We start from the raw sequence: 15641 nt of genomic DNA, 5'->3' as shown, positions 1-15641 counted from the left end.
TATGACCTCGTTTCGTTCAAGATGCCCGACCGGCTCACCAGCGGCTCGCGCCGCGATCGCGCAGGGCCCGCGCGTGCTGCTCCAGCGACACCAGCTCGCTGAACAGCCGCAGGTGCTCGTCGGCGCTGCTGACCGGGTTGATCCGCTGCAGCTTCGACTTGAGCTCCGCGATCGTCCGGTTCAGCGCCATGAGCTGGAGCCGGTTGATCGTCACCTCGACGTAGCGCGGGTCCGGCTCGCCGTCCAGCCGCAGCGGCTCCACCGCCAGCTCGGCCACCGTCGCGCCCGAGGCCAGGTCCAGGCAGGCCTCGCGGACCTGCTCGATCCAGACCGCGCCGCCGGTCGCGCTCGACGCGCCGCCCGCCTCCAGCACCGCGGTGCGCAGCGCCGCGTAGGTCGGGTGCGTGTACATCTCCGGGCCGATCGCATCGAACATCGGCCCCGCGAGCACCGGCTCCTGCAGCGCGAGCTTCAGTGCCTCCCGCTCGACAAGCGCCTCGGCGCTGTCGGGGGCGAGCACGCGCCGCTGCTGCGGGGGCGGCATCGGGTCGACCGCGCCCTTGGCCGCCGCGGCGACCGCCCGCTGCACGGTCTCGAGCTCCATGCCGAGGTCACCGGAGAGCTTGCGCGCGTACTCCGGCCGCAGCGTCCGGTCCTTGATCTTGGCGACCAGCGGCGCCGTGGCCCGCAGGGCGCCGACGCGGCCCTCGGCGGTGTCGAGGTCGAAGCGCTGGATGACCGAGCGCAGCGCGAAGTCGAGCAGCGGCTGCCGGTCGGCGACCAGGTCCCGCACGGCCGCGTCACCCTTGGCCAGGCGCAGCTCGCACGGGTCCATGTTGTCGGGCCCGACGGCGATGAACGTCTGGGCGACGAAGCGCTGGTCGTCCTCGAACGCGCGCAGCGCCGCCTTCTGCCCGGCCGCGTCGCCGTCGAACGTGAAGATGATCTCCCCGCCGTAGCCGTCGGCGTCCATGAGCAGCCGCCGCAGCACCGAGATGTGGTCGCCGCCGAACGCGGTGCCGCAGGTCGCCACGGCCACCGGCACGCCGGCCAGGTGACAGGCCATCACGTCGGTGTAGCCCTCCACGATGACGACCCGGCTCTGCTTGGCGATCTCGCGCTTGGCCTGGTCGATGCCGTAGAGCACGTGCGACTTCTTGTACAGGGGCGACTCGGGCGTGTTGAGGTACTTCGGCCCGTCATCGTCGTCGAACAGCTTCCGCGCGCCGAAGCCGATGACCTCGCCCGCGATGTCCTTGATCGGCCAGACCAGCCGGCGCCGGAACCGGTCGATGAGCCCGCCGGAGCGCCCCTCGCGGCACAGCCCGGCGGTGGTCAGCTCGGTCGCCGAGAACCCCTTCACCCGCAGGTGCTTGGCGAGGTTGTCCCAGCCCTCGGGCGCGAAGCCGCACCCGTAGCGCTCGGCCGCCTCCTTGCTGAACCCGCGCTGCGCGAGGAACTCGCGCGCCTTGCGGGCCCCGGGCGTGCCGAGCTGCTCGGCGTAGAAGCGCGCGGCCTCGGCGTGCGCGGCGATGAGCCGGTGCTTCTGGCCACTGGGCCGCACCGGCGCGCTGCCGGCCTCGACGTAGTGCAGCTGCAGCCCGGCCCGGGACGCGAGCCGTTCGACGGACTCCACGAACGAGAGGTGATCGTGGTCCATCAGGAACTTGATCGCGTCGCCGCCGGCGCCGCAGCCGTGGCAGAAGTACACGTTGCGGGTGGGTGAGACGTTGAAGGAGGCGGTCTTCTCGTCGTGGAACGGGCACAGCCCCTTGAGGTTGCCGCCACCCGCCGAACGCAGCGTGACGTGCTCGGAGATCACGTCCTCGATCGACGTGCGCTCCCGGACCAGGGCGATGTCCTCGTCCTTGATCTTGCCGGCCAACCGCCACCTCCCCCAGTCCGTCCACGCCTATCCTGCCTCGCGGCTACGACAATTTACGACTCGCGCGGCCGCACCGCCCCTCCGGGCGGCACTCGGCGCGAGGGTGCGGCCCTATGGCCCTGGACCCGACCATCTACTGTGGATCCGGCACGACCGGCGGCGCGACACGCGGATTTTGCCCCGACACGCACCGTACGGGCGACCGCGGTCTTCGCCACACGACCTCTCCATTGCGGATTCCGGCATGTGCGCCCGGCCGCACCGGCATACTTGACCAGGCTCACGAGAGCCCGGCGGCCGCATCGGCGCGGCCCGATCTTCCAGTACCCGCTGACTGTGCGATTTGCGATGGGTGGTGCGACCCCTGTGGTCATCGTGCTGAGGACCACGGACGACGTGCTGCGCTGGGCCGGGAGGCTTGTCGACCCGCCCCTGCGCACGGCGATCGGGCGGCTGCCCGAGCCGTCGCGGGAGGTCGCCGAGCTGCAGCTGGGGTGGCACCACCTCACCTGGGGCGGGGTGGACGCGCCGGCGGTCTCGGTGCGCAGCGCCCTGACCCTGGTCTGCGCGGACGCGGTCGGCGGCGACCCGCACGACGCCGTGCCCTCCGCGGTCGCGGTCGAGCTCATGCACCACTGGTCGGCCATCCGCCGCGACCTGGTCGACGAGCACGCCGACGGCACCGCCTGGGGCGTGGTCGGCGCCGAGCCCGCCTCGCTGGGCGGCGAGGCACTGCTGGCGCTGGCCTTCGACGTGATCGCCACCGGCGACCCCACCCGCAGCAGCCCCGCGCGCATCCGGCAGCGGTCCGGACAGGCGAGCCCCGACCGGGCGATGCTGCGCGTGCTGGGCGATACCGTGCAGGAGCTGCTGCACGGCCAGCACGCCTCCCTGGCCCTGCGCGACACTCGCCCGGGCGCGACCCCGGCCGGCGAGGAGCGCACCGACCTGCTGCGCGACACCCTGGCCATGGTCGAGCAGCGCACCGGCGCCCTGTTCGGCTGCGCGTGCGCCCTCGGCGCGGCCGCGGGCGGCGGCGACCCGGCCCAGGTCGAGCGGCTGCGGCTGTTCGGCGTGCGCCTGGGCCTGGCCGTGCAGTTCACCGAGGACCTCGCGGGCATCGGCGCCGACCTGCGCCGCCGGCGCCGCTCGCTGCCGGTCGCGGCGGCGATCGCGGCCGGTGCCGACGAGCTGGCCGCGCTCTTCGAGGGCCGCACCCGCCTGAGCGACGCCGACCTGGAGCGCGCCGCGAAGACCATCGAACAGTCCGGCGCCCGCGAGTGGTGCCGCCGCCAGGCCGACGAGCTGCTCTCCCAGGCGCTGCTCACACTCGATCTCGCCTCGCCCTCCCCCGCCGCCGTGGCCGAGCTGGTCGCCCTGGCCCGCCGAGCCACCGCAACCCCGCGGTAAAGCACCAGACCCGCGCGATAAAGCACAAGGGCCGCTCGGCCGCGCGGTCAAGCACAAGACCCGCCGAACCGTTCCGGGCCCCGCCTACGCCTAAGGGGTATGGCCGACGCCATCGAGGATGAGTTTCACGAGTTCGTACGGGAACGACTGCCCGGACTGCGCCGCGCCGCGTACCTGCTGTGCGGCGACTGGACCCGCGGCGACGACATCGTCCAGCGCACCCTGACCGACGTGTACGTGCGCTGGCGGCGCATCCGGCGGGCCGAGAACGTCGACGCGTACGTGCGCACGGTCCTCGTCCACCGCTTCATCGACGAGCGGCGCCGCGGCTGGGCGGCCCGGGAGTCGCCCGTCGACCGGCTGCCGGAGCGGTGCGCCGAGGACGTCGCGCTGGAAGGTGTACCGGAAGGGCTGGAGTTGCACGCGGCGCTCGCGCGGCTGCCGCACCGCCAGCGCGCGGTACTGGTGCTGCGGTTCTTCTGCGACATGTCCGTCGAGCAGACCGCGCGGGTCCTGCGCTGCGCCCCGGGCACGGTCAAGAGCCAGACCTCGGCCGCGCTCGCCACGATGCGGCGCCTGCTCGAGGACCCTTTGGACGCGAGGAGGCCACGATGAACGACCGGCAGCTGCGGCGCCTCATGCACGGCGGTGACGAGGCCCCGGCCTCCCGCGTCGACCTGGCCCGCGTGGTCGCCGACGGCCGCCGGCGCCGTCTTCGGCGGACCGCGGTCGCCGGCGGCTCGGCGGCGCTCGCGCTGGCCGTCGTGACGACGCTCGCCCTCAACGCACCCCGGGCCCCGGCCCCACCGGCACCGGCGGCGACCCCGGTACCGGCCGCTTCCCCACCCGAACCCTCACCGGCCACCGGCCGGGACGGCCGGTCACCGCCGTGACCAACGGCGGACGGTGAGGCCACGGGAGTTACGGTCCGGACCAGCGACGGACGCCGCGGCAGCCCGGAAACACAGATCAGGCGATCGCCGCGACCACCTGCTCGGCCCGGTCGGCGTGCTTCTGGTACGCCCCCGGGAACGCGGAGCGCTGCACCGCCTGCGCGGCACCCGTGACGCTCATCCCCTGCCAGCCCGGCACCCGGCCGAGCGCGTTGAAGAACAGCATCGCCGAGTGCGCCGGGTCCATGAGCTCCGGCACGCTGCCCCAGCCCTGGCTCGCACGCTGCTGGAACAGCCCGATCGAGTCGTGGTCGGTCGAGACGGCGTCGTGCGGCAGCTTCATCGAGGACGGGACGGTCGGGCTCGCCACGTTGTACAGGTCGCTCTCCTGCATCGCGGTGGCCACCGCGACGACGAGGCCCTTGTCCGGCACGCCCTGGGCGCGGCCCTGCTTGACGATGGCGGCGGCGTTGTTCATCTGGGTCTGGTCCAGCCCGGCGACCGGCCGCGGCGGGGCGGGCGGCGGCGGGGTGGCCGGCGCGGGCGCGTCGCCGAGCGTGGCCTGCCCGTCGAGCTCGGTCACGACGAGCGAGGCGTCCCGGGCGTAGGCGGGCGCGGGGGCCGCGGCGACGGCGACCGGCGAACCGGGCGGGCCGGCGGCGGAGCGGCCGGCCGAGCCGGACGCGAGCAGCGTTGCGGACAGGATGACGGCCGACACGACCACGGGCTTGACGGGTTGCAGGGCCCGGCGATGCCGGGGCTGGAACTGGCGTGGCAACGGTTTGAGCGACAGCGGTTTCAGCAAGATGGGTTCCTCGGACGGATGCGGGCGCGCGCCATCGGCACGATCCCGTGGTGCCAAAGGGATCGCGCGGCGGCGGCGAACGGTCAACGGGTGTGACAGGCCAGGCTCAGGTCCTGGCGATCACCCGTCCGGGAGACAGACGACACAGGGCGTCGACGAGCACGCGTGGTTCTCCTTCCGGTGCCGCCTACCGGGTTAGCTGACGGGTTCGGACGGGAGGATTCGCCCTACCGTGACTCGGTCACGGATACACCCCAAGGACTGCGATGGGTCCCCGGCCCGCGACGCCGAAGTGGACGGCGCGGCTCGACGGCGCCTGCGCGGTGACCCCGCTGTTCGGGGTGCGTCGACCGCGGCAGACCACCCGACACTAACCGGCCGTTCAGCCCTCGGCCAGCCGGAGCAATGGCATACCACCCGGCGCACCGAAATGCTCACCGTGCGCTATCACCCGATCGGCCGCCCCGCGCCCGTGACGGTGGCCTTTCACCTGGTACATCGCCCGATCGGCGGTTCGCAGGGCCGCGCCCGCATCCCCCGCCGTGGCATCGATCACGGCCGCCCCGACGCTGACCCGCACCCGCAGCACGTGCCCGTCGTGCACCACCGGCGCCGAGACCGCGCGCTCGATCCGGTCGACGAGCGCGGCCACCCCGGCCGCGTCGAGGCCGGCCAGGTCCTCGGCCAGCACCACGAACTCGTCGCCCCCGAGGCGGGCCACGGTGTCGCTGGGCCGCACGAGCGCGCACAGCCGCTGGGCCACGGCGATGAGCACCGCGTCCCCGGCGTCGTGGCCGAGCGTGTCGTTTACCGACTTGAAGTCGTCGAGGTCACAGAAGAGCAGCGCGCTGTCGCCCCGTCCGGCGCGGGCGCGGCGCACCGCGGCGGCCAGCGGGGACGCCAGGGCGTCGCGGTTGGCCAGGCCGGTGAGCGGGTCCCGGGACGCGCGGCGCACCAGGTCGGCCTCGGCGGCCTTGCGCCCGGTGACGTCCTGCACCTGCAGGATGCCGAAGGCGGGCGGCCCGGCCACGAGCGAGAGCGTCGTGGCGACCCAGATCACGGCGCCGTCGCCGCGCACGCAGCGGATCTCGTAGTCGCGCACCGGGATGCCCTTGCCGGTCGTCGCGGCGGCGAAGGCGAGCCGGGCCAGGTCGAGGTCGTCGGGGTGCAGCAGGTCGGCGACGGGCCGGTCGAGCAGCTCGGCCTCGGCCCGGCCGAGCAGCTCGCACAGGGCGGGGTTGACGCGGGTCAGCCGGGCCTGGGTCGCGCCGTCGACGCCGATCATGCACATGCCGCTGCCGGCGCCGGTGAACGCCAGCCGGAAGGCCTCTTCGCTGGCCGCGAGATGCCGGCGCTCCCGCTGCAGGGCCTCGACCAGGTTGGCGTTGTTGATCGCGATGCCCGCCTGCGCGGCGAGCATCTCGAGCAGCTCGCGCTGCAGCGGCCCGGGCCGGCGCCCGTCGGCGGGCAGGTCGACGCCGAGGATGCCCACCAGCTCGCCGTCGGGCGCCCGCAGCGGCGCGAACAGGGCGTCGAGCGGGTGCCAGCGCTCCTCCTCGGGCACGCCGTCGCCGCCGGGCACCTCGTCGGGCACCCAGGAGTGGATGTGGGCGCTGTGCCGCTCGTGCGGGAGGTACCGCAGCTGCCCCCACGCCTCCGCGCGTTCGAGGTACTCGTCGAGCACCTCCGCCGGGTAGCGCGCCCCGAGCAGCGTCGCGCGCGCCTCCTCGGAGCCGGCGAGCGCGACCGCCTCGTACTCGCCCTCGGGGTGCAGGTAGTTGACCACGGCGACGGTGAACCCGATGCCGTCGACCACCGCGTCCACGATCAGCTGGAGGGTCTCGGCGAGCGTGGTGCCGGTGTTGATGCGGCCGGTGATGAGGTACACGGAGCGGATGGCGGCCATCGCCGCATCACGATCACCCATCGCGCGCCTACCCGGGTCCGGCCGACCTTGCACCCCTACATCGACGCATCAAACCGGATCTGAAGTAAACCCTTTGGGGTCAGGAGATTACTGCGGGCAGTGTCAGGGCGCCCGCTGCGCGGCGCGCCTCGCGGGTCATCGCCGCGATCATGAGGTTCCGCCCCGGCAGGTACGGCAGCATGCGGATGCTGAGGTGCTGCAGCCGCACGGCGAGGTCGGACTTCGGCGCGAAGGCCCGGGCCGGCGTGAGCGCGGCGCGCTGGTTGACGTCGACGAACTCGCGCAGGTCGCGGTCGTACCCGGACAGGTCCCCGTTCCGCGCGATGAGCCCGGCCAGCAGGTACGCCCCCACGAGCGCCATGCCGGTGCCCTGCCCGGTGAGCGAGGAGGGGGCGTAGCCGGCGTCGCCGACGAGCGCGACCCGCCCGGCCGTCCAGCCGGGCATCCTGACCTGGGCGTTCGGCGCCACGTAGAGGTCGGGCGCGGCCCGCATCAGCTCCAGCAGCCGCGGTACGACCCACCCGGCCCCGGCGAACGCGGCCTCGACGCCGCGCACCCGCTCGGCGCGGTCGCGCGGGGGCATCGGGCCGCCGTACAGCAGCGTCACCTTCACCGTGTCTGAGCCCCGGTCGGTCTTGACGCTCACCACCCGGCCCGGCATCGAGTGCACCAGCTGCCAGCGCTCGATGCCCAGTTCGTTCGGGGCCGTAAAGACCGCGCTGACGCTGCCGAGGTGGTGCAGGTACCGCTGCGAAGGCCCGAACGCCAGCTCCCGGATGCGCGAATGGATGCCGTCGGCGCCGACCACGTAGTCGAACTCCCGCACGCCGCCGCTCGCGAGCCGGACCGTCACGGTGTCGCCCCGGTGCACCTCGGCCACCGCGTCCCCGAAGATCCACTCGACCCCCGCGGGCACCTCCGCGTGCAGCAGCCGGGTGAGGTCGCCCTTCATGATCTCGATGTCGGCGGGGTCGAGCACCCCGAACCCGAGCGGCAGCGTGGCGATCCGCCGGCCGCTGCGGTCGACGAAGCTCGTCCCTTCGGTGTCGGTACCGCACTCCCGCGCCGGCGCCGCGAGTCCCATGCGCTCGGCGACCTCGAGCGCCACCCCGCGGATGTCGACGGCGTACCCGCCGGCCCGGATCCCCGGCGCCCGCTCGACGACCGTCACCTCGCACCCGGCGCGGGCCAGCGGCGCGGCCACGGCGTTCCCGGCGATGCTCGCGCCGCAGATCAGTACCCTCGTCATGCGTACACCGTACGAACACCGCGTCCGGGCGCTCAACGATGCGCGAGCGACGGTAGGGTGTGCACTAGTGCAGCCCGAGCCCCCTTCCCAGCGCATCGTCGCGCGGATCCGCACCGCCATCGCCGCGGGCGACCTGCGCCCGGGCGACCGCGTCCCGTCCACGCGCGAGCTCATGCGGACCTACGGCGTGGCCATGGCGACGGCCACGAAGGCGCTGACCTCGCTGCGCCAGGAGGGCCTGGTCGAGCCCCAGCCCGGCATCGGCACCGTGGTGGCGCGCCGCCCCCGCGCCCGCGCGTCCGCGGCGCCCTCCCCCGCGGACCGGCTGGTGGCGACCGCGATCCGGCTCGCCGACACCGACGGCCTGGCCGCGCTGTCGATGCGCCGCCTGGCCGCCGCGCTCGGGATGCCGACCATGACGCTGTACCGCCACGTCGCCGGCAAGGAGGAGCTGCTGCTGCTGATGACGGACGCGGCGTTCGCCGAGGCCCCGCTGCCCGGCCCCGACCCGTCCACCGGCTGGCGCGCGAGCCTGGCGACGTCCGCGCGGCTGCAGTGGGGCGTGTACCGGCGTCACCCGTGGGTGGCCGAGGTGATGTCGTTCACCCGCCCGCCGATGGCCGAGCGGGCCATGGCCCACACGGAGTGGAACCTGGCCGCCCTGGAGCGGGCCGGGATGGCCCTGCCGGTGGCCATGCACGCCACGATGATGCTGGCCAGCCACGTCCGCGGCACGGCGGTGAACCTGGAGTGGGAGGCGAACGCCGAGCAGGACACGGGCGTGGACAACGTCGAGTGGTTCACGGCCCAGGAGGCCCGGTTCGCGCGCATCACGGCCGGCGGCGCGTTCCCGGCCTTCACCCGGCTGGCCGCCCTGGGCCCGGACGCGGTGGACTACGAGCTGGACACCCTGTTCGAGTTCGGGCTGGGTCGCCTGCTGGACGGCCTGGCGGCGCTGCTGAGTCCGTAGGGTTGGACCATGCAGATCCCAACCGTGACGCTGAACTCCGGCCACCGGATGCCCGTCGCCGGCTACGGCACCTGGCCGCTGCAGGGCCGCGCGGCCACCGACGCCGTCCTGGCCGCGCTCGCCGCCGGCTACCGGCTGGTCGACACCGCGGCGTCGTACGGCAACGAGGACGCGGTCGGCGCCGCCGTGCGCGAGTCCGGCCTCCCGCGCGCCGAGCTGTTCGTCACCACCAAGCTCCGCGGCTCCGACCAGGGCCGCGGCTCGACCCGCGCCGCCCTCGAGGCCTCGCTGGAGCGCCTCGGCCTCGACTACGTCGACCTGTACCTCATCCACTGGCCCCTGCCGGCCGTCGGGCGCTACACCGACTCGTACGCCGAGATGGCCGACCTGCACCGCGAGGGCCTCATCCGCACGCTCGGCGTCTCCAACTTCCTGCCCGAGCACATCGCGGCCGTCGTCGCCGAGACGGGCATCGTCCCCGCCGTCGACCAGCTGCAGGTCTCGCCGTCGCACGCGCGGGCCGGCCTGGTGGCGGCCGTGCGGGGCGGCGGCACCGTCGTGCAGGCGTGGAGCCCGCTGGAGCGCAACACCGGCGTGCTCGGGAACGCCGGGATCGTGGCCGCGGCCGACCGGCTCGGGGTCACCCCCGCCCAGGTCGTGCTGCGCTGGCTGGTGCAGCGCGGCCTCACCGTGGTACCGCACTCGTCCGATCCGGGGCGGCAGCGGGCCAACGCCGACCTGTTCGGCTTCGAGCTCACCGGCGAGGACATGACCGCCGTGGACTCGGTTGCGCAGCTGCCGGTCAAGCAGGACCCGGCCACCTGGGAGGAGTTCTAGGACGACGGTGACGCGGCGACCCCTCGGCCGCCGCGCCACGCGTGCCGTGCTCAGATCCGCGGCGTCACCCGGAACTGCAGGAGACCGACGGCCACGTCCATTGCCCGTTGGCCATGATCGTGACGCCGAAGTTGTTGCCGCTGCCGTTGGGTTTGCCGACCATCACGTATTGGCTCGGCCAGGTCGCGTTGACGTTCCAGGTCGAGCTGACCACCGACGGCGAGGCCATGTTCAACGTCACGGTCCAGTTGCTGGACCCCGACACCGCGACATTGAGGTTGTACCGGTCGCCCCACTTCTGTCCCGCGGACAGCGTCGCCGTGCAACCGCCGTTGTTACCGCCGCCGCCGGTGGTCGGTCCGCTGGTCGGACCGCCGGTGTTACCGCCGCCACCGGAGCCTTCGCTGACGGTGATGTTGGAGCTCACGTTGCTCTGGTAGCCCTCGGTCGCCAGGATCTGGTAGTTCGGGCTGCCCAGGGTCAGGCCGGCCTGCCGCCACGCGTTGAAGTGGTTCGCCACGTTGATCGTGCCGCCGGTGCGGTGCTGCTGCCGGACGCTCCAGTACTGGTAGAACGTCGCGGTGCCCTGGATCGAGGGCTGGTTGACGCGCTGGGTGCGGTAGAGGTCGTAGGTGCTGCCGTCGCTGGTGACCGACCCGAGCCGGGTGGCCCCGGAGCTGGGGTTGTACGAGCCGAAGTTCTCGACGATGTAGTACTCGACGAGCGGGTTCGTCATCCAGCCGTAGAGGGCGAGGTAGCAGTTGCCACCGCAGTTGAAGGAGCCGGAGTAGTTCACCGTGTGGGACGTGGAGCCGGGGTTCCAGCCCTTGCCGACCACGGAGTTGTTGATGCCGTTCATCTGGACGCTGTAGCTGCCGCCGCCACCCAGGTTCATGGTGACGTTGCCGCTGTCTTTCCAGTACGAGAAGAAGTAGCCGTTGTGGGTACCGGTCGTGTTCGAGGTGACGGTCCGGTCGGCCTCGGCGTGGGCGGTGCCGGCGACCGTCAGCGACGCCGCGGCCAGGAACACGGCGCTGGCCACGCTGATGAGCAGCCGTGTGCGGCGGCGCCTGTGGCCGGTCGGGTGCGCGGGGGTGTCGTTCATGGATGCTTCCTCCTCGGAGGGGCGGGCGGACGGCTCGACCGGCGACGTGAGGGCGCATCGACGCGCACCAGGCACGGACCGGCCGGGCCATGCGCTCGGCGGCCGGGACATCCGGGTCGCGGGCGGGCGAACCTGGATCGATGGCCGTCGAACGCGAGCTAGCGAATTATGAGCACGAGATTGCCCGGCTGGCAAGAATTATCGGAAGACTTCCGGAGATTCCGCGGACGATCCGACCGACGGATGCCACGTCAAGACCACTATGACTGGACCGCACCCAGCGTGTAAGCAACCGTTGCCGACCATCGGTATCGAAAGTTTCGAGCACCTTTCGGGCCGCGCGACCATGCTTCGTGGCCGGGGTCCGGACCACGCCCGGCAAGGCCGCGCCCAGACAGCGGCCGCCCCGTTGCCTGGGCGCCGTTGCGGGACCTTCTCGACGAGCTCGCCGCTCGCTGGTTACCGGGGTCAGCCGCCGGAGTCGTCGAGTTCGGCGCCTTCCGGGACTTCGTCGGTGTCGCGGTCTTCGAGCCAGTTCTGCGGCAGGACGACCTTCGCCGGCGTGCCGGTGCGGCCCCGGGGCTGGCCGAGGATCTCGCGCGGAAAGGGCACGTCCGGCGCCAGCTGCCCCAGCAGCGCGCCGAGCTCGTCCAGCGACGACGACGTCGCCATGGCCGCGCGGAGTTCGCCGCCGACGGGGAAGCCCTTCAGATACCAGGCCACGTGCTTGCGGAAGTCCGTGACGCCCTCGCGTTCGCGGCCCCACCAGTCGACCAGCAGGGTCGCGTGGCGGTGCATCAGCGCGGCCACCTCGCCCAGGGTGGGCAGGGTCCGGACCGGCGAGCCGGCGAAGGCGGCGGCCAGGTCGGCGAAGAGCCAGGGGCGGCCCAGGCAGCCGCGGCCGATGACGACGCCGTCACAGCCGGTTGACGACATCATGCGCAGGGCGTCCGTCGCCTCCCAGATGTCGCCGTTGCCCAGGACCGGGATGTTCAGGGCGGACTTCAGTTCGGCGATCGCGGACCAGTCGGCCTCGCCCGAGTAGCGCTGGGCGGCGGTTCGGGCGTGCAGGGCGACCCAGGCGACGCCCGCGTCCTGGGCGATGCGGCCGGCGTCAAGCATCGTACGGTGATCGTCGTCGATGCCGATGCGCATTTTGACGGTTACCGGAATGCCCGCGGGAGCGGCGGCCGAGACGGCGGCGTTGACGATCGAGGAGAACAGGCGGCGTTTCCACGGCAGGGCCGAGCCGCCGCCCCGGCGGGTAACCTTCGGGACCGAGCAGCCGAAGTTCATGTCGATGTGGTCGGCCAGGTTCTGGTCGACGACCATTTCCACGGCCTTGCGGATGGTCGCCGGGTCCACGCCGTACAGCTGCAGGCTGCGCGGGTGCTCGCCGTCGGCGAACTGGATCATCGACATGGTCTTCGGGTTGCGCTCCACCAGGGCCCGGGTCGTGATCATCTCGCACACGTAGAGGCCCGCGCCCTGTTCGCGGCACAGCCGGCGGAAGGCCACGTTGGTGATGCCCGCCATGGGGGCGAGCACGACGGGCGGGTCGACGGTGTGGGGTCCGAGCTGCAACACGCACCGATGGTCCCACGTTCCCGCGGCGCGACCCAAACGCGAAAGCGCGGAACTGCGCGGAAACGGCGTCGCCGAAACATAAAAATGCATCGACCCGAAACAGCGTAAAGAGAGCGCTCCCAGGGGTACCGATGCGTGTTTCTGCTCGTGGGACCGCTCCCAAATGCAGCGCGAATCGAAGGGTGTGCCGTTTCTTGTCAGACTTGTCACCCGGCATGGCCGCGAACCGGAAACGCGACTTACGGTGACCCGCACACCCAGGACCTAAACGAGGGCTCAGTGGGTATGGAGGCGTTGTGCAGAAGTTCGTGTACGACTTCGAAGAGGGCAACCGGGACCTCAAGGACCTGCTCGGGGGCAAAGGCGCCAACCTGGCCGAGATGACCAACCTGGGGCTGCCGGTGCCGCCCGGCTTCACGATCACCACCGATGCCTGCCGCGCGTTCCTGGAGACCGGCGAGATGCCCGGCCGGGACGAGATCTCCGAGCACCTCGCCGCCCTCGAGCAGAAGATGGGCCGCCGCCTCGGCGAGCCCGCCGACCCGTTGCTGGTGTCGGTGCGCTCGGGCGCCAAGTTCTCCATGCCCGGCATGATGGAGACCGTCCTCAACGTGGGGCTGACCGACGACAGCGTCGCCGGGCTGGCCGGGCAGGCGGGCGGCGACGAGCGCTTCGCCTGGGACTCCTACCGCCGGCTCATCCAGATGTTCGGCAAGACCGTCTGCGACGTGCCGGGCGAGGAGTTCGAGCACGCGCTGGACGACGCCAAGCACCGCGCCGGCACCCGCGACGACGTCGGGCTCGAGGCCGGGCACCTCAAGGAGCTCGTCGGGGCGTACAAGCAGATCTTCCGCGAGCACACCGGGCGCGACTTCCCGCAGGACCCGCGCGAGCAGCTCGACCTCGCCGTCGGCGCCGTGTTCCGGTCCTGGAACGCCGACCGCGCGGTGCTGTACCGCCGCCAGGAGCGCATCCCCTCGAACCTCGGCACCGCCGTGAACGTGGTCGCCATGGTCTTCGGCAACCTCGGCGCCGACTCCGGCACCGGCGTGGCGTTCACCCGCGACCCGGCCACCGGCGAGCGCGGCGTCTACGGCGACTACCTCGCCAACGCCCAGGGCGAGGACGTCGTGGCCGGCATCCGCAACACCATGCCGCTGCAGGACCTCGAACGGCTCGACAAGGCCAGCTACGACGAGCTGATGTCGATCATGTCCACGCTCGAGGAGCACTACAAGGACCTGTGCGACATCGAGTTCACCATCGAGCGCGGCAAGCTCTGGATGCTGCAGACCCGCGTCGGCAAGCGCACCGCGGCCGCCGCGTTCGTGATCGCCACGCACCTCGTCGACGAGGGCGTCATCGACCTCGACGAGGCCGTGCAGCGGGTCACCGGCGCGCAGCTGGCCCAGCTGATGTTCCCGACGTTCGACCTGTCCGGGGCGCCGGAGCAGCTCACCCGCGGCGTCGGCGCGTCGCCGGGCGCGGCCGTGGGCAAGGCGGTCTTCGACGCCCAGCACGCGGTGGCCCTGGCCAAGGAGGGCGAGCAGGTCATCCTGGTGCGCCGGGAGACCAACCCCGACGACCTGCCCGGCATGATCGCCGCCCAGGGCATCCTCACCAGCCGGGGCGGCAAGACCTCGCACGCCGCCGTCGTGGCCCGCGGGATGGGCAAGACGTGCGTGTGCGGGGCCGACCAGCTCGACGTGAACCTCCACAAGGGACAGTTCACGGTGGACGGTCACGTGGTCTCGGAGGGCGATGTCATCTCCGTCGACGGTACGACCGGCCGCGTCTTCCTCGGCGAGGTGCCCGTGCAGCCCTCGCCCGTGGTGCAGTACTTCGAGGGCACCCTCGACCCCCGGGCCGACGCGCTCGTCTCCGCGGTGCACCGCCTGCTCACCCACGCCGACGAGCGCCGCCGGCTGCGGGTGCGCACCAACGCCGACACCGGCGAGGACGCGGCCCGGGCCCGGCGCTTCGGCGCACAGGGCATCGGCCTGTGCCGCACCGAGCACATGTTCCTCGGCGAGCGCCGCACCCTCGTCGAGCGGCTCATCCTGGCCCGCACCACCGAACAGCGCGAGGCCGCCCTGGCCGAGCTGCTCCCGCTGCAACGCGACGACTTCACCGACCTGTTCCGCGAGATGGCCGGACTGCCGGTGACGGTACGGCTGATCGACCCGCCCCTGCACGAGTTCCTCCCGCCCCTGGAGGACCTCGCGGTAAAGGTCGCCGTGGCCGAGGAGCGCGGCGAGGACCCTGGGCGAGACAAGGACCTGCTCGACGCCGTGCGCCGCATGCACGAGGAGAACCCGATGCTGGGCCTGCGCGGCGTGCGCCTCGGCCTGGTCATCCCCGGCCTCTTCGCGATGCAGGTCCGGGCGATCGTCGAGGCGGCCGCGGCCGTGCCGGACTCCCACCCGGAGATCATGGTGCCGCTGGTCGGCGCCGTGCAGGAGCTGGAGACGATCCGCGCCGAGGCCGAGAAGATCATCGGCGAGTTCGACGTCGAGGTGAAGATCGGCACGATGATCGAGGTGCCCCGGGCCGCGCTCACCGCGGGCGACATCGCCCAGGCCGCGGACTTCTTCTCGTTCGGCACCAACGACCTGACCCAGATGGGCTGGGGGTTCTCCCGCGACGACGTCGAGGGGGCCTTCTTCTGGCGGTACCTCGAGCTGGGCATCTTCGGCGTCTCGCCGTTCGAGTCCATCGACCGCGACGGGGTGGGCCGGCTGGTCCGCATCGCGGTCGACGAGGGCCGGGCGGCCCGGCCCGACCTGCACTTCGGGGTATGCGGCGAGCACGGCGGCGACCCCGACTCCGTGCATTTCTTCCACGAGGTCGGCCTGGACTACGTGTCCTGCTCGCCGTTCCGCGTGCCGGTCGCCCGCCTGGAGGCCGGGCGCGCGGCCATCGAGACCACCGGGTCCGACTCCCGCTGATGTGAGCCGGACACAGGTGAAAGTT

12 protein-coding genes and 1 riboswitch are annotated in these 15641 nt (G+C 72.6%); of the genes, 6 read left to right on the top strand and 6 right to left on the bottom strand.

Translation table 11 applies throughout. The annotated features are described in order from the left end of the window. Positions 1-34 precede the first annotated feature (34 nt). A complete protein-coding gene (gene dnaG, locus AB0B76_RS30330) occupies positions 35-1885 on the bottom strand; it encodes a DNA primase (RefSeq protein ID WP_360381893.1) in 1851 nt (616 codons plus the stop codon). Between the two features lie 375 nt (positions 1886-2260). On the opposite strand from dnaG, the gene AB0B76_RS30325 reads away from it, so the two are divergent. From AB0B76_RS30325 to AB0B76_RS30315, 3 genes are all read left to right on the top strand, one after another. Then, complete coding sequence (locus tag AB0B76_RS30325) at positions 2261-3295, top strand: polyprenyl synthetase family protein (RefSeq protein ID WP_360381891.1); 1035 nt, start codon at positions 2261-2263, stop codon at positions 3293-3295. Between the two features lie 99 nt (positions 3296-3394). Then, entirely contained in the window at positions 3395-3910 is a 516-nt protein-coding gene (locus AB0B76_RS30320; protein ID WP_360381889.1) for a SigE family RNA polymerase sigma factor, read from the top strand. Beyond that, positions 3907-4188 (top strand): hypothetical protein, encoded by a 282-nt coding sequence (locus AB0B76_RS30315; RefSeq protein WP_360381887.1) that lies wholly within the window; start codon positions 3907-3909, stop codon positions 4186-4188. The genes AB0B76_RS30320 and AB0B76_RS30315 overlap by 4 nt, the downstream gene beginning before the upstream one ends. Before the next feature lie 76 nt (positions 4189-4264). Here AB0B76_RS30315 and AB0B76_RS30310 read toward each other — a convergent pair whose 3' ends face one another. The 3 genes from AB0B76_RS30310 to AB0B76_RS30300 form a co-directional block, all read right to left on the bottom strand. Continuing rightward, entirely contained in the window at positions 4265-4993 is a 729-nt protein-coding gene (locus tag AB0B76_RS30310; protein WP_360381885.1) for a hypothetical protein, read from the bottom strand. Positions 4994-5162: 169 nt separating this feature from the next. Continuing rightward, a riboswitch (cyclic di-AMP (ydaO/yuaA leader) is annotated at positions 5163-5305 on the bottom strand. Between the two features lie 70 nt (positions 5306-5375). After that, positions 5376-6920, bottom strand: a complete 1545-nt coding sequence (locus AB0B76_RS30305; protein ID WP_360381883.1) for a diguanylate cyclase — start codon at positions 6918-6920, stop codon at positions 5376-5378. Between the two features lie 79 nt (positions 6921-6999). Beyond that, positions 7000-8169 carry an FAD-dependent monooxygenase gene (locus AB0B76_RS30300; RefSeq protein WP_360381881.1) on the bottom strand — a complete coding sequence of 390 codons (1170 nt, stop codon included), beginning with the start codon at positions 8167-8169 and terminating at the stop codon, positions 7000-7002. Positions 8170-8236: 67 nt separating this feature from the next. On the opposite strand from AB0B76_RS30300, the gene AB0B76_RS30295 reads away from it, so the two are divergent. Together AB0B76_RS30295 and AB0B76_RS30290 are read left to right on the top strand one after the other, a co-directional pair. Further along, positions 8237-9139, top strand: coding sequence for a TetR/AcrR family transcriptional regulator C-terminal domain-containing protein (locus AB0B76_RS30295; RefSeq protein WP_360381879.1), 903 nt, complete (start codon positions 8237-8239; stop codon positions 9137-9139). Between the two features lie 9 nt (positions 9140-9148). After that, positions 9149-9976, top strand: a complete 828-nt coding sequence (locus AB0B76_RS30290) for an aldo/keto reductase (RefSeq protein ID WP_360381877.1) — start codon at positions 9149-9151, stop codon at positions 9974-9976. A 64-nt stretch (positions 9977-10040) separates the two neighbouring features. On the opposite strand, the gene AB0B76_RS30285 is transcribed toward AB0B76_RS30290, so the two are convergent. Both AB0B76_RS30285 and dusB read right to left on the bottom strand, forming a co-directional pair. Continuing rightward, positions 10041-11081, bottom strand: a complete 1041-nt coding sequence (locus AB0B76_RS30285; RefSeq protein WP_360381875.1) for a glycoside hydrolase family 11 protein — start codon at positions 11079-11081, stop codon at positions 10041-10043. 468 nt (positions 11082-11549) lie between these two features. Continuing rightward, a complete protein-coding gene (gene dusB / locus AB0B76_RS30280) occupies positions 11550-12704 on the bottom strand; it encodes a tRNA dihydrouridine synthase DusB (RefSeq protein ID WP_360381951.1) in 1155 nt (384 codons plus the stop codon). Positions 12705-12964: 260 nt separating this feature from the next. Here dusB and ppdK point away from each other — a divergent pair, with 260 nt between their 5' ends. Continuing rightward, positions 12965-15616: a pyruvate, phosphate dikinase gene (gene ppdK, locus AB0B76_RS30275; RefSeq protein ID WP_360381873.1), complete on the top strand. Its 2652-nt coding sequence runs from the start codon at positions 12965-12967 to the stop codon at positions 15614-15616. Positions 15617-15641: the final 25 nt, after the last annotated feature.

This window comes from Dactylosporangium sp. NPDC049140 (genome assembly GCF_040648435.1).
Note: the sequence above shows the minus strand (reverse complement) of the source record. Positions and strands in the feature narration are given on the sequence as shown.